The organism is Plesiomonas sp., from assembly GCF_051652165.1.
Taxonomy (GTDB): domain Bacteria; phylum Pseudomonadota; class Gammaproteobacteria; order Enterobacterales; family CAMTGL01; genus Plesiomonas.
On record NZ_JBOFTR010000004.1, the window covers coordinates 122,917 to 147,581 of the forward strand.

Sequence of the window (24,665 nt, forward strand, 5' to 3'; positions counted from 1 at the left end):
CGGTTATTTTTGGCATATTGAGTGATGAAAATAGGTTATGCCATACTCATTCACAAATTATGCAAATAAGTGTGTATTTCGATAAGAGCATAAAGGCAGATTAAATATCTGCCGATCTTTCATGCTTGTGACACACAAATACTTGTTGCGCACAAGGAGAGTGAGAGATGCACCTGAAAGCAATGTCTTTTAAGGCGATGCTGTTAACCCTGATATCCCGCTGGACCCCGGGATTATCAACACTGTTAAATTACCAACGCGAATGGTTCAAATCAGATGTCACAGCCGGAATATCTGTGGCTGCTGTGGCGCTGCCAGTGGCTATTGCTTATGCTAGTTTGGTGGGGGTTGCGCCTGCTGCTGGGCTGTATTCGTGCATTTTACCGATGCTGGCCTATGCGGTGTTTGGTTCATCCAAACAACTGATTATTGGGCCAGATGCCGCAACCTGTGCGGTGGTTGCCGCTACTGTCTCCCCGCTGGCGATGGGTGATCCTGAACGCTATTGGCAACTGGTGATTGTCATGACCATCATGACTGGTCTGTGGTGTCTGATAGCCAGCCGTTTTCATTTGGGGATGTTGGCTGATTTTTTATCACGCCCCATTCTGACCGGTCTGCTCAACGGAGTAGCGGTGACCATTATTGTGGGGCAGCTCAGTAAAGTGTTCGGTTTTACCTACGAACAACGTTTTTTGATCGAGCGAATTTTATCTGGTGTAAATTATATTGTGCATTCTCATATTGTCACTACGGCGGTCAGTGTTCTGACATTGGTGTGCATATTAGCCTGTAAACGGATTAAACCGCGCTGGCCAAGTTCATTGCTTGCGATGATGGTTGCTGCATTTACCGTGTGGCTATTTAACTTAAGCCAGTATAACGTGGCAACCATTGGCTATGTGCAGGCCGGTTTGCCGGTGGTGCAGTGGCCGGTTTTCCCCCCAGGTTTGCTGCGTGATATTGTCATGCCTGCACTCAACCTTGCCGTAGTCAGCTTCGTAAGCATGATGCTGACCGCGCGCAGTTTTGCCGCTAAAAATGGATATGATATAGACCCTGATCAAGAGTTTCGTGCGCTGGGGCTGGCTAATCTGGCGGCGGCTTTTTCGCAGGGGTTTGCGGTCAGTGGTGCTGATTCACGTACTGCAGTTAATGATGCTAACGGTGGGAAATCTCAGTTGGTGTCAATCGTGGCGGCACTGATGATTGCGGTGGTGATGTTCTTTTTTACCACACCATTGCAGTACGTGCCGATTGCCGCATTAGGGGTGGTATTGATTTATTCATCATTTCACCTGATGGATCTGCGCGGCCTGTTTTTCCTGCGCAAACGCAATAAATCAGCCTTTTGGCTGGCGCTGTTTACCTTTATCAGCGTATTGGTGATGGGGGTTATCCCCGGCATTATGATGGCCGTTTTGCTGGCCTTGGCGCAGTTTATGAAAACGGTATTCCGCCCGACAGAACAACTGTTGGGGCTGGATGAAGAGGGGTTGGTCCGTTCTCTGGGTAACGGTAACGGGATTAAATCATTAGATCAGGTGATGATTTACCGCTTTAACTCACCGCTGACCTACTTTAACGTGCCGTATTTCAAAAAACGGGTACTTGAGCTGGTGGATACGTCAGACAACCAGCCGCGCTGGGTTGTGCTTGATGCGGTATCGAGTTTCACCTATGCCGATGTCAGCGTGCTGGCTGTATTGGGTGAGCTGCAAAAAGCGTTGAAACGGCGCAACATTCGTTTAGTGATTGCAGGGCGCTTAACCGAGATGACGCGCTGGCTGAAAGATTCCGGTCTGCAAAACGGGGATTATGGCGTTGTGCTGCTGCCCGATATCTACTTAGCTGTACGCTTGGTACAAAGTGCGCAGTGTGTTGAATGCTCACTGGAAGGCGGTGGTACAGCGTAAGTGTTAAGCCTAATTGCGCATCAATATCACTTTATTTTTATATAGCCAACGCTTAATTTAAAAAGCATTGAATATATAAGTAAAGTATAAAAAGCAGTCAATCAAAAGGCCGTAAAGTGTGTAAATGCTTTGCTCAATATGGGTGTCCTATCGAGTCAGTGCTGTTTATCTTTACGGCCTTTTTACCGGACTTTATACCTTAAATAGGCTTTATTGAGGCGGCTTGTTGTTTTTATGCTGTGTTATTGTTCAATCACCACAGTAGCAGGGCGTTTGAAGATCTCCAACATATACAAGCGAAAGAGAAATACGAGCATTAACGCACTGGTCAAGTTATAAACAACACTGATTAAGAGCGCAAATAATGAACCGTTCATCTGCATGCTGTTATCGAGCGCACTGATGAGATACACCACAGGTAAACGAATGCCCAAATAAATGATCAGATAACCTTGTAGAATCAGTTTCATCCATGGTTTTGATGCATGCCAACTTGACTTTAGTGCATCAATCATACTCTGGCCTTCAGCAGCCAGAAAACAGGGTGCCAATGCCAAACGCACAGCCATATAAATACCGGGTAAAATGAGCGCAATAGCACCGGCAAAGGTGGCTAAACCTGAAAGAACCTCAATACCGAGCATTGCAAAGTAGAGTGGCACACCTGTTTGTAACGCTGTACTGATATTTGCTGTATTTCCCCGTGTGCTAAGGATCACAAAGCTTAATAAGCAAGCGTTAAACAATGGCGTTGACAAAATATTGAGCATAGTTTGTGCGCGCATTGTTTTGAGGGCTATTTCTTGCTGCGACATTTCGAGAGTATTGATGCCACTGAGCATAAAATGCTCGGTAATAACAACAATCAGCGCCGCTAACAGAGAGAGTAATAACACAGTATTAAGGTTATTTCGGATAAAATTAATACTATCGCGGAACAGGGAATTAGCGGTGGTTGGCATGAAAACTCCTTCCGGTTCATGCAGGGTACGGTGATTGCGGCTGATTGTAGCGGGTTGCCAGACAGAATTAAACGTACATCACCCCGTCAGTGCAGTGGAAAACCAGAATTGTGATTTATTGAGTAGGAAAACTGCCGGCAGACCCGTGCAGTTTTCCTTGGTGATGTTTTTTTGTGGTGTCAGTAGACTGAGCACTGAAAATCGCGTAGATACCGTTTTAGAGTAAACCTCTACTGTTGACTCATACTATCAGCGCAGATTGCGGGTAGCCGCTTTCATCGGGCGGATAAAATCGGTCAGTGCGGTTAGCATCTGTTGCGGTTGGTCAAGATGCTTGGCAATAATATTGACAACCGCTGAACCTGAAATTGCGCCTGCCGCGCCCGCTTGTATTGCTGCGGTGACTTGCGTAGGCTCTGCGATCCCAAATCCCAGCAGTGCCGGTGGCGCATTGTACTCACGCAATTGGCGCACCAGATGATCTAACGGCATTTGTGCTCGACTTTCGGTTCCAGTCACGCCAGCCCGCGAGAGCAGGTAGGTGTACCCTTTACTGTGTTGCGAAACTGCGCGTAGAGTTTGCTCGTCGGCATTGGGCGGGCAGATAAAGATAGTTTCGATACCGTATTGCTCGGCAACAGCTCGAAACTCGCCAGACTCTTCAACCGGAACATCAGCAATCAGCACAGAGTCGACACCTGCCTGCGCACATTGAGCATAAAAATGTGCAATCCCGTTGGCGTACACCAGATTTGCGTACATCAGCAGGCCTATCGGAATGGCCGGATGCTTTTGGCGAATTTCGGCGAGCATCTCAAAGCAGACCGAAGGGGTCACTCCAGCATGCAGAGCACGCAAAGTGGCAGCCTGAATGGTGGGGCCATCGGCTGATGGGTCAGAAAAGGGGATGCCCAACTCAAGGGCATCGGCACCGGCTTCAATCAGGGTATCAATAATTGCCAATGATTGAGCACGGTGCGGATCACCGAGCGTCACAAAAGGAACAAAGGCGGCCTCTTGTTGCGCATGTAAACGAGAAAACAGGGCGGCATAGCGGCCACTGCTGGCCTGAGTTGGTTGTGTGTGGCTGGTATGCATTACATCACCCCGCTGTCTTGCAAAATTTTATGTACAGTGAAGATATCTTTATCCCCACGGCCTGATAAGTTGACCACCAGTAACTGCGATTTTTCCGGTTCACTGCGCGCCATTTTTAGTGCATGGGCCAGTGCATGTGAAGATTCGAGCGCAGCAATAATGCCTTCACTGCGGGCAATTTCCTGAAAGGCATCTAAGGCTTCAGCATCGGTGACGGAGACATAATCTGCACGGCCAGTGCTGTTTAAGTAAGCATGCTGTGGGCCAACGGATGGGAAATCAAGCCCCGCAGAGACCGAGTATGACTCCTCAATCTGCCCCTCTTTATCCTGCATAATCGGGCTTTTCATACCAAAGAAAATACCGACTTTGCCATGTTTTAATGGCGCACCGTGCTGGCCACTTTCTATGCCTAAACCACCCGGTTCAACGCCAATTAAGTTGACTGACGGCTCTTCGATAAAATCGGCAAACATACCAATGGCGTTTGAACCTCCACCAACACAGGCGATGACCGCATCAGGCAAGCGGCCTTCAGCGTCTAGGATTTGGCGTTTGGTCTCTTCACCAATCATGCGCTGGAATTCACGCACAATGGTCGGGAACGGGTGCGGCCCTGCGGCAGTACCTAACATGTAATGTGCGGTTTCGTAGCTGCCGGACCAATCTCGCAACGCTTCGTTACAGGCATCTTTGAGTGTTGATGACCCTGAGGTGACGGGGATCACTTCTGCTCCCATCAGGCGCATGCGAAAGACGTTGGGTGATTGCCTTTCCACATCTTTTGCACCCATATAAACCCGACATTTTAACCCGAGCAGAGCGCAGGCCAGCGCGGTGGCTACACCATGTTGCCCAGCTCCGGTTTCGGCAATGATCTCTTTTTTCCCCATGCGTTTGGCCAGCAGTGCTTGCCCTAATACCTGATTGGTTTTGTGCGCACCACCGTGCAGTAAATCCTCTCGTTTGAGGTATAAACGGGTTTTTGTGCCAGCGGTCAGATTCCGGCATAAGGTGAGTGCCGTTGGCCTGCCTGCATAGTTGACCAGCAGATCGGTAAACTCTTGCTGGAATTGTGGGTCTTGCTGCGCGTCGACAAATGCAGCCTCGAGTTGGCGCAGTGCGGGCATAAGTATTTGCGGTACAAACATACCGCCAAACTCACCAAAATAGGGGTTGAGTAGTGTCATGCTGAAACTCCCTGCTGACGTAAACGTAAGAATGTGATGTCCATTTTTTCTTTACTTTTTATCCCCGGCGCACTCTCTAGCCCAGAGTTGAAATCAAGCCCTGCAGTGGCAAATCGTTGCGCAGCAACGGCGTTATCGGGTGAAAGGCCTCCGGCCAGCAGCGTGTTATTCAACCCGATAGGTGCTGACTCCGATGCCATTTGGGGTAAGTTATTGAGCAGTTGCCAGTTAAACGGTTGGCCTGTGCCACCGCTTTGCCCATTAAGCTGGGTATCAAGCAAATAGCGATCAATGTGTGGCAGGGCAACCACCGGCAAATGGTCGAGTTGTGGATTAACGGCGATGGCTTTCCAGATCTGGCACTGTGCAGGTAATTGTGCGCGCAGTTGGGTAATGTAGTCGGCACTCTCATCGCCATGCAGTTGCACGGCAGCAAGGTGTAAACGTTCAACGGTTAAGCAGATCGTTTCTATTTTTGCATTGCGAAATACACCCACATAGTGCAGCGGCGCGGCGGCCTGCACCGCTTTGGCGGTGGCAATATCAACATAGCGCGGTGATTTTCCAACAAAAATCAGCCCACCATAATAAGCCCCCGCCTGATACGCAGCCAGCGCATCATCGGGGCGGGTAAGACCACAAACTTTATTTTCACCGTATATTAGCCGGCGGATAGCGCTGTTCAGGTCATTTTCGGCCATCAGAGCACTGCCAATCAGGAAGCCCTGTGCGGTGCGGCTGAGTTCAACCACTTGTTGGTGCTGGTGTATGCCTGACTCACTGATAATAATAGTCTCAGGGGAAAGAAGTGCGGCAAGTTCAGCGGTTCGCCCTAAATCAATCGAAAGATCACGCAAGTTACGGTTGTTAATGCCAACAACACGCGCTTTTAAGGCTACCGCACGCTTTGCCTCTTCGGAATTACTGACTTCAGTCAGTACACCCATACTCAGAGTCTCTGCTATGGCATGGAGCGCCAAATACTGCTCATCACTGAGCACTGAGAGCATTAACAGCACAGCATCAGCTTGATGCAGGCGGGCAAGATAAATCTGATACGGGTCAACAATAAAATCTTTGCACAGTACCGGTTGGGTCACTTGGGCACGCACTTGCGGCAGGAATGAGAAGCTGCCCTGAAAATATTTTTCATCAGTCAGTACCGAAATCACCGAGGCATAAGGTGCATAAGTGCGGGCAATTGCTACTGGGTCAAAATCAGCGCGGATCAACCCTTTTGACGGTGATGCCTTTTTACATTCGAGAATAAATACGGGTTCAGATTTATGCAGCGCAGCATAAAAATCACGATCACTTGGGATCACATCAAGAACAAAATCCTCTAGCGGGCGTGCTGCTTTTTGCTCGGCAATCCACAGGTGCTTATCTGCCACAATACGCGTGAGTACTGTCTCTTTCATCCTTTAACCTCGAGCTGCAAGAAGTTGAACTTTTTGGTATGCCTGATCACTGTTGAGCACTGACAATGCCTGTTCAGCATTGTGCTGTAGATTTTCGTGTCCGAACAGGCGTAACAGTAACGCAACGTTAGCGGCGACGGCATGTTTGTGTGCCGTTGTTCCTTGTCCCTGCAATAAATGTGTGATGATCTGCGCATTTTCCTGTGCATCGCCTCCGCGCAGCGCATCAAGACTGGCGGCTTTTAAACCAAAATCTGCCGGTGTCAGGTTGTACTGAATAATGTCGCCATCACGCAGCTCGGCAACCTGAGTTTCACCGTGCAGAGCCACCTCATCCAACCCTGCGCCATACACCACTGCTGCGCGCTGAAAACCAAGCTCTTGCAACGTGTGGGCAATCGGCAGTAACAGGGTTGGGGAGTAAACTCCCATCAGCTGTACGGCAGGACGGGCAGGATTTATCAGCGGGCCGAGCACATTAAAAAGGGTGCGGGTTTTGAGTTGCTGGCGAACGGGCATGGCATGGCGAACACCGCTGTGGTATTGCGGGGCAAATAGGAAGCAGACCCCAAGCTCATCAAGTGCAGCGCGTGAATCTTGTGCTGACATGTTGATATTGATATTGAGGGCCGCAAGTAAATCAGATGATCCGGTTAAGCTCGATACACTGCGGTTACCGTGTTTGGCAACATTAATGCCGCAACAGGCGGCAACAAATGCGCTGGCCGTCGAGATATTAATGGTGCTCGCACCATCACCGCCCGTACCCACAATATCGGCAAACGGATAGTCTGGGCGGGGGAACGGTTGGGCATTGTGCAGCAGAGCCGAGGCTGCACCGGCAATCTCTTGCGGCGTTTCACCTTTGATTTTCAGCGCGATCAAGATGGCGGCCAGTGGCACAGCCTCTATTTCACCCCGAATAATAGCGTCAAACAGGGTATGACTCTGCTCACGCGAGAGCGCTTCTTGCCGAAACAGAGTATCAATAATGGCGCTGATCGTGGTATGCATCTGGATATCCTTTTCGCGTTGTGCTTGTCCGTTAACGTCTTGATCTTTTTACCTGTTATCATTTTCAGGCTGGCAGTATTTACTCGGTGTATTCCGCTTCAACATGATCATGGCAGGATAAAATAAATGGCTGCATAACCCATCGTAATGTGTTCGCCAGTAATATCGCCCCTTGCGTGGTCAGAATAGATTCAGGATGAAATTGAAAGCCACAAACCCGATCAGTATCCTGGCGAATCGCCATCGGGATCCCGTTATATTGAGCATTTACCACCAACTCGGCAGGAATGATCGAGCCAGCCAAAGAGTGGTAACGGGCTACCGGCAACGGTTGGGCTAAACCGGCAAACATGCCGCAGCCATCATGGGTGATGGCCGATGCTTTACCGTGCACAATTTCACCGGCACGACCAACATTGCCACCGTAAGCCTCAATCAGTGCCTGATGCCCCAGACAGATCCCAATCATCGGAATACGCCCTTTGAGTTCAGCAATCAATGCAGGCATACAACCGGCTTTTGCCGGTTCGCCAGGGCCGGGTGAGAGCACCACAATCGGGTTCTCAAGTGCAGCTAATGCTGCCGTAATTTGTGCAACACCGACACTGTTGCGGTAGACGGTGACATGGCAACCGAGCATCCGAAATTGGTCAACCAAGTTGTAGGTAAAAGAGTCAAAATTATCCAGCAGTACGATATTGATCGGCTGGCTATTGATAGGGGTAGATACGGGTGCCGATTCTGTTAGCATGCTGCTGACTCCGTGATCTGAAAATTATGGGCACGAATAATGGCTGATAATACGGCCTGCGCTTTAGTGCGGGTTTCATCAGCCTCTGCTTGCGGTATAGAGTCGTACACCACGCCAGCTCCGGCCTGCACATGGGCTATCTGGTTTTCAACATAGGCTGATCGAATCACGATACAGGTATCGAGATCACCGTGTCCGGTCATATAGCCCACTGCGCCGCCATAACTGCCGCGTTTTCGCTGCTCAGTTTCATAAATTAGCTGCATGGCACGTATTTTTGGTGCACCGGTAAGCGTGCCCATATTCATACTGGCCTGATAAGCGTGCAGCGCATCAAGATCGTAGCGTAATGTCCCGATAACCCGCGAAACCAAGTGCATGACGTGGGAATAGCGGTCAACGTGCAGCAGATCGGCCACGTAACGGCTACCCGGCTCGCTGATGCGTGCCACATCATTACGGGCTAAGTCAACCAGCATCATGTGCTCTGCCAGCTCTTTTTTATCCAACCGTAAATCCAGCTCTAAGCGGCTGTCCAGATCATAATCCAGCGTGCCGGAAGGGGTTTTACCACGTGGCCGCGTACCGGCAATCGGGTAAATTTCAACCTGACGGCTGGTGGCAGTGAATTTTAGCGCGCTTTCTGGTGATGCGCCGAACAGCGTAAAGAGTGCATCTTGCATAAAAAACATATATGGGCTGGGGTTGCTCTGTTTCAGTTCACGGTAGGCGGATAACGGGTTTGGGCAGGGCAAACTAAAGCGGCGTGATGGCACAACCTGAAAAATATTCCCACATTGAATATGTGTTTTTAATGCTTCAACGGTTTGGCAAAATTGCAGATCAGAGTGGCTGACCGTCAACAGGCTCTGCGTCAGTGCCGGAGCGGGTAGGGCAGTCGGCAGCGTTTGTAGCTGTTGGTAAATGGTTAGCAGGCGGTTGGCCAGCCGCTGTTGTTCATGCACACAGCTGGCAAATGCCGAGGTTTGTACATGCGCCCGCTGATGCTGGTGATCCATAATCAACAGCGTTTCTGCGATATAGAAACAAAAGTCAGGGCAACGCTGATCATGTTGTACGGTCGGCATCGGCTCAAATTGTGCGGTTAAATCGTATGAAAATAGCCCGCCGATAAATAGTGCTTCAGGGTGCTCGGCAGGGCTTTCAATACCCTGTAATATCGCCCGTAAACTGTCAAACACTGAAACGCTTTTTAGCCGTGAGTCTTCATCTTGTGCGGTATCGTCTTGCACAAAGTGCAGGGTTAACTGTGCAGCGTTACGCTGCTGTATTACGCCAGCGGTCAGCTCTGCGGACGCTAACGCCTGTTGCAGGATATCGAGCACACGTAGCCCGTTATCAGACAGTGCCTGTAACATAACCTGATTTTCACGGCACTCTAATCTAACCGCTGCATCAACTAACAACAGGCTTTTTAGATTTTTTTTGCTGTTGATTTCAGCTGAATCAAGTAACAAGGTTGCAGGGTTTTCCCCACACAAGGCCTCAAATACCCGTGTAGGATCAGCGTAATAGGGAACATCTCTGCAAAAGACCTGTATTTGGGGTTTTATTGGCATATACCCTCACTGTTATTCCATTAACGATTTAAAAAGGGATAAAAACCCGTATTAGCGGGTATAGTTTGCATGGGGTGACACTTAAAAAATAAAGAGAGCACCCAAATAGCACCTATGCAAAGAGGCATTTTCCTACTGTAATGATGAATCTTTTTAACATTACACACGGTTATCGTATGGTTTTTTTCCTAAAAAGAACGAAAATCTCATCGGCCCGCTGTACTATTAAGCTGATACATTGGTGCTTTGTCAACCTAATTGTGGCTATTTTTTTAGCAGAGTGAATGACTCAAGGCGATTCATCGTAAAATGCTGCAATAACATGAGAATATAGACATATAAAAGAGTATTTTGTGATGAAATAATAGATGTGATTGTAATGATGCCATTTTGTTGGTTAAAAGTAATACTTTATAAGTAACCGGAAGAGTCATGACTGAATCCCTACGAGATCGTTTTCCGCTGTTTGATTTGCACAGCCACAGTACCGCCTCTGATGGCAGTTTAACGCCCACTGAACTGGTACAACGCGCAGTAGCACAGCAAGTCAATGTGTTAGCATTAACTGATCACGACACGGTCAGCGGGTTAGCAGAAGCTCGGCAGACGATAACCGATGCTCAACTGCCATTGCAGCTCATTAACGGCATAGAGCTTTCCACGTGCTGGGAAAACATCGAGATCCATATTGTCGGGCTAAATATTGACCCTGAATCTCTGCCGTTACAGCAGTTAATTGCCGAACAGCAGGAAAAGCGCCACGCTCGATCTGTTGAAATAGCGGTTCGGCTGGAAAAACACCGCATTCCCGATGCACTTGCCGGTGCGCAAAAGTATGCACAGGGCAGTGCAATTAGTCGGGGGCACTATGCGCGCTATCTGGTTGAGTTGGGTATTGCCAGTACCATGCAGGGCGTATTTAAGAAATATCTGGCAAAAGGGAAAATCGGATATGTTCCGCCACAATGGTGTACAATAAATCAAGCGATTAGCACCATTCATGCCGCAGGCGGACAAGCCGTTTTAGCGCACCCTGCTCGGTATGGATTATCTGCTAAATGGCTGAAAAACCTGCTGAATGCTTTTGCTAATGCAGGCGGAGATGCCATTGAAGTGGCGCAGTGTCAGCAAGCGCCGCATGAGCGCAGCCAGTTAGCTGCGTATGCAAAAGAGTATCACCTGTCAGTGTCACAAGGTTCTGATTTTCATCAACCCTGTGCTTGGATAGAGCTCGGACGGAAATTATGGCTACCGGCTGATTGTACCCCTGTCTGGGATTCATGGTTATTGCCGTCTGATCAATTACCATCTGGTTCTATGACTGTTTGATCAACAGTGCTGTGTGGCAGTGACAGGTTCGGAGAGAGCATGAGCCAGTTTTTTTATATCCATCCAGATAACCCGCAAACTCGTCTGATTAATCAGACTGTGACTTTATTGCGTGAAGGCGCAGTGATTGTTTATCCAACAGATTCAGGCTATGCCATGGGCTGTATGGTCGGTGATAAGCACGCAATGGATCGTATTGTGCGTTTACGTCAGCTTGATCCTGAACATAATTTTACACTGGTTTGCCGTGATTTATCAGAACTTTCTTTGTATGCCCAAGTTGGTAATTCAGCGTTTCGATTAATTAAGAATAATACGCCAAATGCTTATACCTTCATTTTGAAGGCAACAAAAGAAGTACCACGTCGACTAATGACACCGAAACGTAAAACCATTGGTTTGCGGGTGCCGAACAACACCATTGCTCAAGCTCTGCTTGAGGCTCTCGGTGAGCCTTTGATGTCAACATCACTGATTTTACCGGGTAATGATTTTGCTGAGTCAGACCCCGAAGAGATCCGTGACAATCTTGAGCATCAGGTTGATTTAATTATCAATGGCGGTTATCTGGGGCAACAGCCGACCACAGTTATTGATCTAACCGACGATGCACCGGTTATTGTACGAGAAGGGTCTGCTGACAGTTCGCCATTTCGATAATTGTACGTGTCCTGCGTTGATTGATTGCTGGTATGCGTTGTATCAGGTATGATGCTGCCCCATTTTCTGCCCTTTATATTCTGATTGTATGCCTATAATCAGGATCTCTGGCAGAACCGAATGACTCCGATATACGGGTATATATCACTGTTTTTCATTATAAATAGCAGTGATGATGTACAGATAAAATTGTGCATAGAGGCCTAAACAAAGACATATGTGTTGTCAAATTTAGGTTGCCAGTAACGGTAGACACAGTGAACGACGCCTGTGAAGGCGACAATAAAGAGGTTGGCTCTTATGAGCGAAAAACTGCAAAAAGTATTAGCCCGTGCTGGCCACGGTTCACGCCGTGAAATAGAAGCTATCATCGGACAAGGCCGTGTCAGTATTGACGGTAAAATTGCGACACTCGGTGATCGTGTTGAGCCAAGTCAATCACTGAAAGTGCGTATCGACGGGCATCTGGTATCGATTAAAGAAAAAGATGACGTTATCTGCCGTGTACTGGCGTATTACAAGCCAGAAGGTGAGTTGTGTACCCGTAAAGATCCCGATGGCCGCCCGACAGTCTTTGATCGTCTGCCACGTATGCAGGGTGCCCGCTGGATTGCCGTAGGCCGTCTGGACGTGAACACCTCGGGTTTGATGCTGTTCACCACTGACGGTGAGCTGGCCAACCGCCTGATGCACCCAAGTCAGGAAGTTGAGCGTGAGTACTCAGTGCGTGTTTTTGGTGCCGTTGATGATCCTATGCTGCAACGCCTGCGTTTAGGTGTGCAACTGGAAGATGGTCCGGCATCGTTTAAAACCATCAAATTCCAAGGCGGAGAGGGCATCAACCAGTGGTTTAATGTCACACTGACTGAAGGCCGTAACCGTGAAGTGCGCCGTTTGTGGGAATCACAAGGCGTGCAGGTGAGCCGTCTGATCCGTGTGCGTTACGGTGATATCAAGTTGCCAAAACTGGTTCCACGTGGTGGCTGGTCTGAGCTTGAGCTCAAAGATGTAAACTACTTGCGCGAACTGGTTGGCCTCAATGCTGAAACCCAGTCTAAAGTAGCGGTAGAGCATCAGCGTCGTCAGCGTAATCCAAATCAGATCCGCCGTGCGGTACGTCGCCATGCACAGCAACAGCAGCAACAAAAGCAGCGTCGCCCGCGCCGTCCGGCGTAAGTGATGTTAAAGTCCTATAGCGTGATGTGTAGGGCTTATATTATCCCTATGCAGTAACATCTGCATTTGTGATAAACCAAAATGCAATAGACAGATTCATAATAAAAAAGCCTGCAAGCTTGTTAAGAGATGCAGGCTTTTTTTTCGATATTTTCAGCCGTGATATGATAAATAGAGGTATCACAAAAACGGATATTACCCCGAGCGGCTATACATTAGCGTGCAGCACCCGGTAAGCGGTTTGGCTGTGCATCAAAGCTTTTTCCGCTTTCATGTCGGCTGTCATCCCCCATTAAGTACAGATACAGCGGCATAATATCGGCAGGGGTTTTTAGCAACTCTGCATTTTCAGCCGGAAACGCACTGGCCCGCATTTTGGTACGTGTACCACCTGGGTTAATACAGTTAACCCGTACTGCACTGTTTTCCAGCTCATCGGCCAACACCTGCATCATCCCTTCGGTGGCAAATTTTGATACCGCATAAGCGCCCCAAAATGCTCGGCCTTTTTTACCTACGCTTGATGAGGTAAAGATCAGTGATGCCGACGGTGCAAGCTGCAACAGCGGTAGCAGTGCTTGTGATAGCAAAAACTGTGCATTCACGTTCACCTGCATGACTTCTCGCCAGATTTTCTCTTCATATTGTGCCATAGGTGAGAGCATACCGAGAACACCTGCATTCAGTAGTGCACCATCGAGGCGACCAAACTGTGTTCGAATCACGTCGGCCATATCCTGATAGTGCTGGCGGGTAGCTCCCATCAGATCCAGCGGCATAATGGCAGGCTCTGCGCCACCTTCAGCCACAATCTGATCATAAGTTGCTTCGAGTTTGGGTACGGTTTTGCCCAGTAATATTACGGTTGCACCATGTCGTGCATAGCTGAGAGCTGCTTCCTTACCGATACCGTCACCGGCACCGCTGACTAAAATCACTTTATTTTCTAGCAGATGATTAGGCGCTTGATATTCCACGTAACACCCTCTTTTATCAGTAAATGTAATATATTAATGTGGTCTTTTTTCTATTGTACCCAGATTGTATTTTTATCGCGACATTGGGCATTAAGCGCGCTTTTGTTACGATGTAAAGATGACATCTTGAACCTAAGGATTAATTGTGGAATTTTTGTACCAATATGGTGTGTTTTTAGCTAAAGCGGTAACGGTATTTGCTGTAATAGGTGGCTTACTGGTGCTGGTTTTTGGGCTGGCACAGCGTAATAAACCAAACAAACGTGGTGAGTTACAAATTACCGATTTAGGACAGCAGCATCGTGAGTTAATTGATGAGCTAAAAGAGTTGCGTCTTGATGAATCAGCACTAAAAGTTGCACGTAAAAAGCAAAAAAAATTAGATAAAATACAGGAAAAAGAGCGTAAAAAAGCTGAAAAAACTGCAGAAAAAGAGGCTGGAAAAACGGCACTATCAACTGAAGAGAGCTTATCACCCCATACCAAGCCTTGTGTTTATGTTTTAAATTTCAAAGGCAGTATGGATGCTCATGAAGTGGCTTCACTGCGTGAAGAGGTGACGGCTGTACTTGCTATTGCAACTGAAAAAGATGAAGTTTTGTTGCGTTTAGAGAGCCCTGGTGGTGTGGTACATGGTTACGGATTAGCCGCTTCTCAGTTAGCACGAATCAAAGCAAAGGGGATCAAATTAACAGTAACAGTAGATAAAGTGGCGGCCAGTGGTGGCTATATGATGGCTTGTGTTGCTGATCATATTGTTTCAGCACCCTTTGCGATTATTGGCTCAATCGGTGTTGTGGCTCAGATCCCCAACATTCACCGGTTATTGAAAAAAAATGACATTGATATTGAGTTAATGACAGCGGGTGAGTACAAACGTACGTTGACAATGCTCGGTGAAAATACCGATAAAGGCCGTGAGAAATTTCGTCAAGATTTAGAAGATACTCATCAGTTATTTAAAAATTTTGTTACGCAGTATCGTCCGAGTTTAAATATTGACCATGTTGCTACTGGCGAACACTGGTTTGGTGAGCAAGCACTAGCATTAGGGCTGGTTGATGAAATTGCAGCAAGTGACGATATACTGTTGCGTGAAATTGCGGAAAAAGATGTGCTCGAAGTCCGCTATATTTTGCGGAAAAAACTTACAGATAAATTAGCACACAGTGCAGAAAAAGGGGTTGATCGTCTACTCATGCGCTGGATTCAGCGTAGTCAGCGCCCATTATTGTAAATTTTTATCGGTATATTACCTGATATGTTTTGTACTTTTTTTATTTGATGATCTATAGAGGCTGTTAATTCAGCCTCTATTATTTTGGGTCAGTGTGCGATAAGTTCATAAAAGAATATATTGTTGTATTGCGCATGAATAAAATAAGATTAGAACACGATTAGGTTATTATAATGTACTGGACAAAATTAATGTTTTCCTTTCATGGCCGAATTTCAAGAGTACAATTTAGTGTAGGCTTAGCTTTTTTGGCTTCTCTTATTTTAGTGAGTCAAGGGCTGTTAGGATTAGTGAGTATTCTCTGGGGAGTATTTAGTATTTATACTGTGTGCGTACTCAATATATTATTGAGTATTTATCCCTTGTTAGCACTAATGACAAAACGCTTATCTGATGCTCATCTTTCTAAAACGTTGCTTTGGGTAAACCTATTACCCGCGATGGGTTCAATTTTACTGATTTGCCTACTTTTTGTGTGTGAAACGGTTGTATTTATTGAAAAAGAACCAATAAAAAAAGAGCATATGTTATTAAAAAAATTACTCTTTTCGCGTTAAATGCTTTCGTGCAATATCTAGATACTGTATCACTCACTGTGAGTGCACTTCATGTACATAATGAGTTATATATGGTGTTGTTATCAAATAAATAACAAAAATACAACCTAAATAAAGATGATGCTAAAACAATACAGTGATAATTGATGATATACGCAAAATATGCGTTGAGTTTGAAAATAGAGAGATAATAAAAATTAGTCAATTAACTGGTATTGTTTTGAAAGAGCCTGTGCTAGTAACTTAAATATATTAAAGGCAAGTGTACTCTGGCCAGTAGGTAAACCATTTTCATCTAGAAAATAGTTACCACGAAATATTAGAACACCATTTTTTTGCTCAACACTGTCTACTGACATTCCCTCAATAAAATCATCGTGTTCTATAATTAATGCATTGGCTATTTTGAGTAGATCTGTACGCTTTATTGGTTGTTTATTATCAGTCATAACTTACCTGTTTTTTACGATTGCTCTATAATCTATTACTGTTATTGGTCTATCACTGTTAGATATTATATTGATTTTTAGATAATTTACAGAAAAAAACACGGCATATCGTATACTTTTATAGTGATAGTTGATCAGTTTTGGACAACACCTATTGTTGAAAAGGGTATACATGACCAATCTGTAGTAATTGAGTTAGCTTATCAAGTGCAAAATAAGATTCCTGTAATAATGCAGGATCTCGTAGTTCATCTAGAGCTAATCTATCACGATAATATTTATTTACCCATGCTTCAAGCCGATTAATTTTTGCTTCAGTCAGCAAACAGTGAGGATTAACCGCATTGAGTTCAGCAGGAGTTAATACAGCCCTTAAGCGCAAACAGGCTGGCCCTCCGCCATTTTGCATACTTTGGCGTAAATCCATATAAACAACCTGTTTAATGGGTGTTTGCTGTGTAAGAAGTGTGGCTAAATAACGGGAAACTATTGGATGTGATTGGCACTCTATTGGCGCAATCAGTGCCATACGGTGGTCAGGCAGAGTAATCGGTTGAGAATTAAACAGATAGCTTTTAACTGCATCACTGATAGAGATCTCTGAATCTGAAACTGCAATGAAGATAATATTTTCACTGTTTAGCTGCTGCTCAAGTGTGTGTTTTATTCTTTTTGCTGATAAAAAAGCATGTTGATGATAAAACAAGACGTTTTCGTTACCTACAGCGATAACATCATTGTGGAAAACTCCCTGATCAATAATAGCCGGATTTTGCTGTATAAAGTGTGTACGTTCAGGGCGTAAACCGTGTAATCGAGCAATAGCTTGGCTGGCCTCATAGGTTTGTCTAGCGGGAAATTGTTGTGGAGATGGCCGATTTTTATCAGAAAAAGTATGGCCATAAATAAACAAATTTATACCCGGTGTTTCATGCTGATGACAGAGCCGAAGATGGTTAGCTGCACCTTCATCACTGAACATATCGTGAGAAGGTAATGGCAAATGGTGTGCAAAAAACTTGTCATTCGGGAAAACGGCACGCAAAATGCGCCCCGTAGTATCAGATTCCAGTGAACGATGAAATTTATTAATCAAATTTGCTGGCGTAAAGTGCACACGTTTATCAGCAGTATCTGTGCTCGGTGAAACAGTTGCTGCATTAGCGACCCACATAGCTGAAGCAGAGGCTACGGCTGCAAGTAAACGGGGGTTTGTTTGGTATACCTGCTCTAACATTTGTGCAGGCGCTCCAGTAAAACCGAGCTGACGCAAAGTATGCATAGCAGGGCGCTCGTGTGGGGGAAGAATGCCTTGAGCGAGCCCCAATTTGAGCATTGTACGCATTTTTGCTAACCCTTGTAAGGCAGCATACTTTGGATTAGAAGGTTGTTGAGCATGGTATGTTGATGCCACATTGCCGATTGATAATCCAGCATAGTTATGTGTTGGGCCAACAAGACCGTCAAAATTAACTTCTATACTGTGCATGATACCCTCTCATGACATAACAACAGATAGACATTGGCATCTCTTTGGGTGTGTATCAATTCAGTTAATCACTGAGACGGCAATAATGTTGCTTACGCGTGGGTGTTTTGTGTTTGTCATCTCGATTCGTCAGTGAATATCGGCACACTTGCTTGATAAGCAAATGTTTTTTGTTAATAAAAAAGCAACAATGGCACATTTTTTATACAAATTATAGTCAGCCAATTCTTTGGGCAGCAAAGAATAAATCAGCCTATGATCAAAAAATGGTTGATCTCCTTGATTTGTGCCGCAATATAAATAGAGACGTTTTTTTTACGGGTTGCTGCCATGCCAGTACTGATGCATTTATCCATTAACATGGGTTTTGTCTTTGTGGATGGGGCAGCCGGAAAGGATCAATTAGGTAATCACCACTATGGGTAAGTCGCTCGTTATCGTAGAGTCCCCTGCGAAAGCAAAAACAATCAATAAATATTTGGGTAGCGATTACATCGTTAAGTCTAGCGTGGGTCATATCCGCGATTTACCTACCAGTGGCTCGGCCTCGACAGCAGCCAAGAAAGCACCGGTAAGCACCAAGGGCTTAACACCGGAAGAAAAAGCTATCGTTACCAAGAAAAAAGAGCGTGATGCGCTGGTTTCTCGTATGGGTATTGACCCTTACCATGACTGGAATGCACGCTACGAAATTCTGCCAGGCAAAGAAAAAGTGGTTACAGAGCTGCAAGCTCTGGCAGAAAAAGCCGATAAAATCTATCTCGCAACCGACTTGGACCGTGAAGGGGAAGCCATTGCATGGCACCTGCGTGAAATTATTGGTGGCGATGACTCACGCTATCAGCGTGTGGTGTTCAACGAAATCACCAAAAATGCTATTCAGCAGGCATTTGAAAGCCCGTCAGAGCTGAATCTAGATCGTGTTAACGCACAACAAGCTCGTCGTTTTCTTGATCGCGTTGTTGGTTACATGGTTTCCCCGTTACTGTGGAAAAAAGTAGCTCGCGGCCTGTCGGCTGGACGCGTGCAGTCTGTTGCAGTACGGTTGGTGGTTGAGCGTGAGCGCGAAATTAAGGCCTTTGTACCGGAAGAGTACTGGGAACTACACGCTGACTTGCGTGCGCAAAGCACAGTGCTGCGTATGCAGGTTTTGCAGCGTAATGGCAAAGCGTTTGAGCCTGTTACACAAGCGGAAAGCGATGAGGCCGTTGCTCTGCTCGAAAAAGCAGCGTATACCATTACCGATCGTGAAGATCGCCCGACATCAAGCAAGCCTTCAGCGCCGTTTATCACCTCTACGTTGCAGCAAGCTGCCAGTACCCGTTTAGGGTATGGGGTGAAAAAAACGATGATGTTAGCGCAGCGTTTGTATGAGGCAGGCCATATTACTTATATGCGAACTGACTCAACGAACCTGAGCCAAGATGCACTGAGTATGGCACGTAGCTTTATTGAATCAGAATTTGGTGAGAAATATCTCCCAAAAGTGGCTGTCGTATATTCAAGTAAAGAGAATGCACAAGAAGCGCATGAAGCGATTCGCCCTTCTGATGTAGCTGTTCAAGCCGAGCAGCTTAAAGATATGGAGCAAGATGCACAGAAACTGTATGCGCTAATTTGGCGGCAGTTTGTCGCTTGCCAAATGGTTGCTGCACAGTACGATTCAACCACACTAACAGTAACGGCTGGAGAGTTCACTCTCAAAGCACGTGGTCGCACATTGCGTTTTGATGGTTGGACTCGTGTACAAGTGGCTAACCGTAAAAATGACGATGATCAAGCGTTGCCTGCTGTTGAAAAAGGCCAGAAGTTTGAGTTACAAGCACTTGATCCTAGCCAGCATTTTACTAAGCCACCGGCGCGTTTTAGTGAGGCATCATTAGTCAAAGAGCTTGAAAAACGTGGTATTGGCCGCCCATCAACTTACGCAACTATTATCTCAACGATTCAAGATCGCGGTTACGTGCGTGTTGAGAATCGCCGCTTTTATGCTGAGAAAATGGGTGAGATAGTCTCTGATCGCCTTGAAGAGAACTTTACTCAATTGATGAGTTATGACTTTACAGCTCACCTTGAAGGTGAACTTGATGAAGTTGCAAATGGTAAAGAGGAGTGGAAACAGGTATTAAACCGCTTCTTTAACGATTTTACCGCTTTAATTGATGTAGCTGAAAAAGATGACAGTGAAGGGGGGATGCGTGCTAACCCAATGATCTTAACTGACATTGAATGCCCAACATGCAGCCGCCCGATGGGGATTAGAACAGCAACTACTGGCGTATTCTTAGGCTGTTCAGGTTATGCACTTCCTCCTAAAGAGCGTTGTAAAACCACCACTAACCTGATTCCTGAAGCAGAACTGCTTAATATCTTAGAAGGTGATGTTGCTGAAACGAATGCTCTGCTTGCACGTCGCCGTTGTGCCAAATGCGGCACAGCGATGGACAGCTACCTGCTCGATAATACCCGCAAATTACACGTTTGCGGCAATAACCCAAGCTGTGATGGCTATGAGGTTGAACAAGGCGAGTTTCGTCTGAAAGGCTATGATGGCCCGGTTATCGAATGCGACAAGTGTGGCACTGAAATGCACTTAAAAGTTGGTCGTTTTGGTAAATACATGGGGTGTACGAATCCTGATTGCAAAAACACCCGAAAGATTTTAAAAAGCGGTGAAATTGCACCACCAAAAGAAGATCCTGTACCGCTACCTGAGCTGAAGTGCGAAAAATCAGATGCCTACTTTGTGTTACGTGATGGGGCTGCAGGTGTATTTCTTGCAGCCAATACGTTCCCAAAGTCACGTGAAACACGTGCACCGCAGGTAGAAGAACTGGTGATGTTTAAAGATAGATTAGCAGAAAAACTGCGTTATCTTGCCGATGCACCTGTTGCTGATCCAGAGGGAAATAAAACGACCGTTCGTTTTAGCCGGAAAACGAAACAGCAATATGTTGCTTCAGAAAAAGAGGGTAAGGCTACCGGTTGGTCAGCATTTTATGTTGATGGGAAGTGGGTTGCAAAAGAGAAGTAAAATACGCAACTTGTTGCAATTATGAACCGCTAAAAATAAAGCCGCAGAGTGCGGCTTTATTTTTTGTAGAAGCATCGTTGTCTATTTGAAAAAACATTTCATTAACAGTGTGAGTGGGATAAATACACAGCTAATAAAAATTGGCAATTGAGGGCTATTAATGCATTTTGTTGCATGTATTCTATGTATCTTTTATAAGATAACAAAATATCGAGATTAAGAGAGAGATACAGTTTAATGTTATATTTACCATTTCTTTTTAGGTTGAAATAGAGCATCTAAATCATCAGACTCTTTTTGTTTTGATTGCGTATCGAGTTTATGTTTTGCGTCATTTTGATGACGGTTAATCTCTTCAATATCTGCAATCATGCGAGCGGTCATTTTTTCTGCATAATCATCTTCATACTTTGCTAATGCATTTAATCCTTTTGTCAGAAGTTGTTTAGCATTACTCCACTGATTTGCTGTTAGTGCCTCACGAGCACGCTTATATAAATTATCAATATTGATCATCAATTGTAAACGCTCTAAACGCTGGTTCTCAGCAATAAAAATACGCGTTTCTTGCCGACCATAACCATGCTCTGCACGGATCACTGCACGTAATCGACGAATTAACTTTAATAAAATCAAGGCTTGTTTATCGTTATCAGGTGGTGTGAAGTGGCTTAACTCCTGACCAACAAAGTGTTGTGTGGCATGTTCTATTTGTGCTTGTAATGCCGCGGTTTTTTCGGTTATATCTGTTTTTTTAGGGTTAAGAAGAGCTAAACCTTTCATTGCTATCAAACTGCGAGTTTGTAAACAGATCAACAGATCCTTACTAAAGGGGATCGTATTTATTTGAGCTAAGAGTTGGTCAGTTTCATCAATAATAGCATTTAACTTTTGCGCTTCAATGCGTTTGTCGTGTTCAATTCTTTCCCGACTTTGAATAATAATGTTATAACCAATTACCAGTAATAAAAGAACACCAAGCAAGATGAAAAAAAGGATTAAGTTCATAAATAGGCACTCTAGATCCAAGAGTCATAAATCACAGTTATAGTAAAAGATACATGATCCACGCTTTGCAAGATAGTAGAAGGATTCTATTCTTGTGATAAGGTTATTTTTATCATTGTGTGCTGAAAAATAAGATGTAAATCAGATTAAACAAATTTAACCTCATACTGAGGTACTGATTGCATAGCAATTTGTCGGTTTTATGAATAAACTCTGATACCAAGCATGCACTGAGTGGATAAGTAATTGCTTGATGTACCACCCTAGGCAATAGTGCCACAAGAGTTAAAGGAATAACGGGTTGAGTTGGCTATGAAATTACAACAGCTTAGGTATATTGTAGAAGTCGTTAATCATAATTTAAATGTTTCGTCTACCGCAGAAGGGCTCTATACCTCACAACCAGGAATCAGCAAGCAGGTAAGAATGCTTGAAGATGAATTGGGGATTCAGGTTTTTGAGCGTAGCGGAAAGCATTTAACGCAAGTCACCCCTGCGGGTAGAGAGATTATCCGTATATCACGTGATATCTTGGCAAAAGTTGAAAGTATCAAATCAGTTGCCGGTGAACATACTCACCCTGAACGAGGCACACTGAATATATCTACAACCCATACACAAGCGCGCTATGCATTGCCCAAAGTGATTAAAGGGTTTATTGACCGCTATCCGAAAGTCTCTTTACACATGCATCAAGGGACGCCTGCACAGATTTCTGAAGCAGTCGCTAAAGGGACTGCTGATTTTGCCATTGCAACCGAAGCGCTGCACCTGTATCACGATTTGGTGATGTTACCTTGCTATCATTGGAATCGCTCTATTGTTGTTTCACCAAATCATCCATTAGCTCACAAAGGGCAAATCACTATTCACGATCTGGCCGCTTACCCGCTGGTCACCTATATTTTTGGGTTCACAGGCCGCTCGGAATTAGATTCGGCATTTAATCGAGAAGGTTTAACGCCGCGCATTGTTTTTACAGCAACAGATGCTGATGTCATCAAAACGTACGTTCGTTTAGGTATTGGTGTTGGCGTGGTGGCCTCTATGGCAATTGATCCTGTATTGGATAAAGACTTGATAGCGATTGATGCGAGTCATATTTTTGGCGCAAGTACGACAAAAATTGGCTTTCGAAAAGGCTCTTTCCTGCGTAATTATATGTATGATTTTATGCAACGTTTTGCGCCACATTTAACCAAAGATTTAGTTAATACGGCAGTTTTATTGCGATCAAATGAAGAAATTGAAGAGATGTTTGAGGATATTAAATTGCCAATTCGGTAATAAGCGTACGTATAGTGAATGTATATTATTATCTTTTTAAGTAGCAAGAATACGATAACAGGTTGTTTATTCTCATATTAATATTGTATTTATGTATAGAGGGCTTTCGATAAAAAGCCCTCTATTAATGATTGTACAAGTTTATTGTATGATCAGCATAAAAAAAGGTGGTGATTTCTCGCCTTCCCCCTAAGATACCCATACATAAAATAAGATTTTACGGATAAAATCACATACGTTTTTTGATGGTATTTTTTCTTAAATAATGTTTTTGATATGACTGTGCAGACACAATTTGCTACGCTTGATGCTCTCTTAAGTGAGCTAACATATTATTGGCAGTTTTACCCGTTTCATTCACTAGAAGCTTATTTTCAGCATACTCACCCAGAGCTTGATGCTGCTTTAAATCGCCTCTCTTTACATGATATTGATAGACTCGATAACGATAAACATGGATTGTTAGCGTTTTTAACGCCCTTTATTCCGCATGCTCCGGCGCTCTTTCAGGCTGCTCAAATCCCGCTAATTCCACGAGATGAACGCTGTATACTATTACCGCTATTCACCACATCTTCTGCAATCTCCTTACGAAAACAGCAACAGATTACTGATTTTATTGCCACTATGCCCCACGAAAACCAACCCATATTAGAGTGGTGTGCAGGTAAAGGGCATTTAGGCCGTGCATTAGCTAAACAACGGGGTCTGCCTGTTGAGTGTCTTGAATTACAAGAGGCGCTGTGTCTTGACGGTGAAAAATTAGCAAAGACAGAAGGGCTTTCGCAGGTTCGCTTTTATATACACGATGCATTTTTGCCGTCGGCATTGCATTTTTTCCATCAGCAACAACATGCAATTGGTTTACATGCTTGTGGCGCATTGCATATGCAACTGTTGCGGTATGGGGTGCAAGCAAAGTGCCATGCACTGACAATATCTCCTTGTTGTTATCATAAAATCCCAACAGATATTTATCAGCCCATGTCTGAAACTGCGAAAAAATCAACATTGAGGCTAGATAAAAATGACTTACGCTTGAGTTTGCAAGAGTCAGTGACCGGTGGTGAGCGTATTAAGCGTTTACGTCATATTGAGGTAAGTTATCGTTTAGGTTTTGATGCATTACAGCGACAAATCCGTGGAGAAGATACTTATTTAAATGTTCCTAACTTTCCAAAAGCACTCTTAACTCAAGATTTTGTTGCTTTTGTGCATTGGGCAGCAAAGAAAAAAGGCCTTGAATTACCAACAGAAATTGATTGGGTGTATTGGGAAACAGTTGGGCAACAGCGACACTTACAAGTTAGTAGAACCGAGTTGGTTAGGCATTTATTCCGCCGACCTATCGAGATCTGGTTGGCACTTGATCGAGCACTGTATCTGCAAGAGCAGGGGTATGATGTTCAGTTAGGTGAGTTTTGTGAGCACCCGATTACCCCGCGTAATATTATGATCCATGGGAAACGTAAGCAACGCGATTAACAAGATAAAAAAAGCCGGTACAAAAAGTACCGGCTTGGTTTGTTT

18 protein-coding genes and 1 pseudogene are annotated in these 24,665 nt (G+C 45.1%); 9 read left to right on the top strand and 10 right to left on the bottom strand.

Annotated elements, in window-relative coordinates:
- Positions 1–167 precede the first annotated feature (167 nt).
- Complete coding sequence (locus ACRC53_RS03120; RefSeq protein ID WP_438642108.1) at positions 168–1,916, top strand: SulP family inorganic anion transporter; 1,749 nt, start codon at positions 168–170, stop codon at positions 1,914–1,916.
- 242 nt (positions 1,917–2,158) lie between these two features.
- Here the strand turns inward: ACRC53_RS03120 and ACRC53_RS03125 are convergent, their stop codons facing one another.
- The 6 genes and pseudogenes from ACRC53_RS03125 to ACRC53_RS03150 form a co-directional block, all read right to left on the bottom strand.
- Positions 2,159–2,878, bottom strand: a complete 720-nt coding sequence (locus ACRC53_RS03125) for a YciC family protein (RefSeq protein WP_438642109.1) — start codon at positions 2,876–2,878, stop codon at positions 2,159–2,161.
- A gap of 249 nt (positions 2,879–3,127) precedes the next feature.
- Complete coding sequence (trpA, locus tag ACRC53_RS03130; RefSeq protein WP_438642110.1) at positions 3,128–3,976, bottom strand: tryptophan synthase subunit alpha; 849 nt, start codon at positions 3,974–3,976, stop codon at positions 3,128–3,130.
- A complete protein-coding gene (trpB, locus tag ACRC53_RS03135; protein WP_438623428.1) occupies positions 3,976–5,166 on the bottom strand; it encodes a tryptophan synthase subunit beta in 1,191 nt (396 codons plus the stop codon). Before trpB ends, trpA begins: the two co-directional genes overlap by 1 nt.
- Entirely contained in the window at positions 5,163–6,587 is a 1,425-nt protein-coding gene (gene trpCF / locus ACRC53_RS03140; RefSeq protein WP_438642111.1) for a bifunctional indole-3-glycerol-phosphate synthase TrpC/phosphoribosylanthranilate isomerase TrpF, read from the bottom strand. The genes trpB and trpCF overlap by 4 nt, the downstream gene beginning before the upstream one ends.
- A 3-nt stretch (positions 6,588–6,590) precedes the next feature.
- Positions 6,591–8,352 (bottom strand): annotated as a pseudogene (gene trpD / locus ACRC53_RS03145) (anthranilate phosphoribosyltransferase).
- The gene (locus tag ACRC53_RS03150) at positions 8,346–9,932 is read right to left on the bottom strand and encodes an anthranilate synthase component 1 (protein WP_438642112.1); all 1,587 of its coding nucleotides are present in this window, start codon (positions 9,930–9,932) and stop codon (positions 8,346–8,348) included. Before ACRC53_RS03150 ends, trpD begins: the two are co-directional and overlap by 7 nt.
- 432 nt (positions 9,933–10,364) lie before the next feature.
- Between ACRC53_RS03150 and rnm the strand changes: the two genes are divergently transcribed.
- The 3 genes from rnm to rluB all read left to right on the top strand — a co-directional run bounded on the left by rnm (position 10,365) and on the right by rluB (position 13,097).
- Complete coding sequence (rnm, locus tag ACRC53_RS03155) at positions 10,365–11,261, top strand: RNase RNM (protein ID WP_438642113.1); 897 nt, start codon at positions 10,365–10,367, stop codon at positions 11,259–11,261.
- A gap of 39 nt (positions 11,262–11,300) precedes the next feature.
- The gene (locus ACRC53_RS03160; RefSeq protein WP_438642114.1) at positions 11,301–11,921 is read left to right on the top strand and encodes an L-threonylcarbamoyladenylate synthase; all 621 of its coding nucleotides are present in this window, start codon (positions 11,301–11,303) and stop codon (positions 11,919–11,921) included.
- A gap of 300 nt (positions 11,922–12,221) precedes the next feature.
- Positions 12,222–13,097 (top strand): 23S rRNA pseudouridine(2605) synthase RluB, encoded by an 876-nt coding sequence (rluB, locus tag ACRC53_RS03165; RefSeq protein ID WP_438623423.1) that lies wholly within the window; start codon positions 12,222–12,224, stop codon positions 13,095–13,097.
- A 215-nt stretch (positions 13,098–13,312) separates the two neighbouring features.
- On the opposite strand, the gene ACRC53_RS03170 is transcribed toward rluB, so the two are convergent.
- Positions 13,313–14,074 carry a YciK family oxidoreductase gene (locus tag ACRC53_RS03170; protein WP_438642115.1) on the bottom strand — a complete coding sequence of 254 codons (762 nt, stop codon included), beginning with the start codon at positions 14,072–14,074 and terminating at the stop codon, positions 13,313–13,315.
- 145 nt (positions 14,075–14,219) lie between these two features.
- On the opposite strand from ACRC53_RS03170, the gene sohB reads away from it, so the two are divergent.
- Both sohB and ACRC53_RS03180 read left to right on the top strand, forming a co-directional pair.
- Entirely contained in the window at positions 14,220–15,311 is a 1,092-nt protein-coding gene (sohB, locus tag ACRC53_RS03175) for a protease SohB (RefSeq protein ID WP_438642116.1), read from the top strand.
- Positions 15,312–15,484: 173 nt separating this feature from the next.
- Positions 15,485–15,868 carry a DUF805 domain-containing protein gene (locus ACRC53_RS03180; protein ID WP_438642117.1) on the top strand — a complete coding sequence of 128 codons (384 nt, stop codon included), beginning with the start codon at positions 15,485–15,487 and terminating at the stop codon, positions 15,866–15,868.
- A 197-nt stretch (positions 15,869–16,065) separates the two neighbouring features.
- On the opposite strand, the gene ACRC53_RS03185 is transcribed toward ACRC53_RS03180, so the two are convergent.
- Positions 16,066–16,317 carry a DUF2498 family protein gene (locus tag ACRC53_RS03185; protein ID WP_438642118.1) on the bottom strand — a complete coding sequence of 84 codons (252 nt, stop codon included), beginning with the start codon at positions 16,315–16,317 and terminating at the stop codon, positions 16,066–16,068.
- A 151-nt stretch (positions 16,318–16,468) separates the two neighbouring features.
- Positions 16,469–17,806 carry an N-succinylarginine dihydrolase gene (gene astB / locus ACRC53_RS03190; protein WP_438642119.1) on the bottom strand — a complete coding sequence of 446 codons (1,338 nt, stop codon included), beginning with the start codon at positions 17,804–17,806 and terminating at the stop codon, positions 16,469–16,471.
- Positions 17,807–18,224: 418 nt separating this feature from the next.
- Here astB and topA point away from each other — a divergent pair, with 418 nt between their 5' ends.
- Positions 18,225–20,840, top strand: a complete 2,616-nt coding sequence (gene topA, locus ACRC53_RS03195) for a type I DNA topoisomerase (protein WP_438642120.1) — start codon at positions 18,225–18,227, stop codon at positions 20,838–20,840.
- Between the two features lie 246 nt (positions 20,841–21,086).
- On the opposite strand, the gene ACRC53_RS03200 is transcribed toward topA, so the two are convergent.
- On the bottom strand, positions 21,087–21,848 hold the full coding sequence (locus ACRC53_RS03200) for a hypothetical protein (protein WP_438642121.1): 762 nt from the start codon (positions 21,846–21,848) through the stop codon (positions 21,087–21,089).
- A 312-nt stretch (positions 21,849–22,160) separates the two neighbouring features.
- Between ACRC53_RS03200 and cysB the strand changes: the two genes are divergently transcribed.
- Both cysB and ACRC53_RS03210 read left to right on the top strand, forming a co-directional pair.
- Positions 22,161–23,135, top strand: a complete 975-nt coding sequence (gene cysB, locus ACRC53_RS03205; protein WP_438642122.1) for an HTH-type transcriptional regulator CysB — start codon at positions 22,161–22,163, stop codon at positions 23,133–23,135.
- Positions 23,136–23,411: 276 nt separating this feature from the next.
- Positions 23,412–24,620 carry a methyltransferase gene (locus tag ACRC53_RS03210; RefSeq protein ID WP_438642123.1) on the top strand — a complete coding sequence of 403 codons (1,209 nt, stop codon included), beginning with the start codon at positions 23,412–23,414 and terminating at the stop codon, positions 24,618–24,620.
- Positions 24,621–24,665 lie beyond the last annotated feature (45 nt).

Coding starts and splice junctions, on each gene's coding strand:
- ACRC53_RS03120 (WP_438642108.1), top strand. CDS start 168: ATGCACCTGAAAGCAATGTCTTTTAAGGCGATGCTGTTAACCCTGATA.
- ACRC53_RS03125 (WP_438642109.1), bottom strand. CDS start 2,878: ATGCCAACCACCGCTAATTCCCTGTTCCGCGATAGTATTAATTTTATC.
- trpA (WP_438642110.1), bottom strand. CDS start 3,976: ATGCATACCAGCCACACACAACCAACTCAGGCCAGCAGTGGCCGCTAT.
- trpB (WP_438623428.1), bottom strand. CDS start 5,166: ATGACACTACTCAACCCCTATTTTGGTGAGTTTGGCGGTATGTTTGTA.
- trpCF (WP_438642111.1), bottom strand. CDS start 6,587: ATGAAAGAGACAGTACTCACGCGTATTGTGGCAGATAAGCACCTGTGG.
- ACRC53_RS03150 (WP_438642112.1), bottom strand. CDS start 9,932: ATGCCAATAAAACCCCAAATACAGGTCTTTTGCAGAGATGTTCCCTAT.
- rnm (WP_438642113.1), top strand. CDS start 10,365: ATGACTGAATCCCTACGAGATCGTTTTCCGCTGTTTGATTTGCACAGC.
- ACRC53_RS03160 (WP_438642114.1), top strand. CDS start 11,301: ATGAGCCAGTTTTTTTATATCCATCCAGATAACCCGCAAACTCGTCTG.
- rluB (WP_438623423.1), top strand. CDS start 12,222: ATGAGCGAAAAACTGCAAAAAGTATTAGCCCGTGCTGGCCACGGTTCA.
- ACRC53_RS03180 (WP_438642117.1), top strand. CDS start 15,485: ATGTACTGGACAAAATTAATGTTTTCCTTTCATGGCCGAATTTCAAGA.
- ACRC53_RS03185 (WP_438642118.1), bottom strand. CDS start 16,317: ATGACTGATAATAAACAACCAATAAAGCGTACAGATCTACTCAAAATA.
- astB (WP_438642119.1), bottom strand. CDS start 17,806: ATGCACAGTATAGAAGTTAATTTTGACGGTCTTGTTGGCCCAACACAT.
- topA (WP_438642120.1), top strand. CDS start 18,225: ATGGGTAAGTCGCTCGTTATCGTAGAGTCCCCTGCGAAAGCAAAAACA.
- ACRC53_RS03200 (WP_438642121.1), bottom strand. CDS start 21,848: ATGAACTTAATCCTTTTTTTCATCTTGCTTGGTGTTCTTTTATTACTG.
- cysB (WP_438642122.1), top strand. CDS start 22,161: ATGAAATTACAACAGCTTAGGTATATTGTAGAAGTCGTTAATCATAAT.
- ACRC53_RS03210 (WP_438642123.1), top strand. CDS start 23,412: ATGACTGTGCAGACACAATTTGCTACGCTTGATGCTCTCTTAAGTGAG.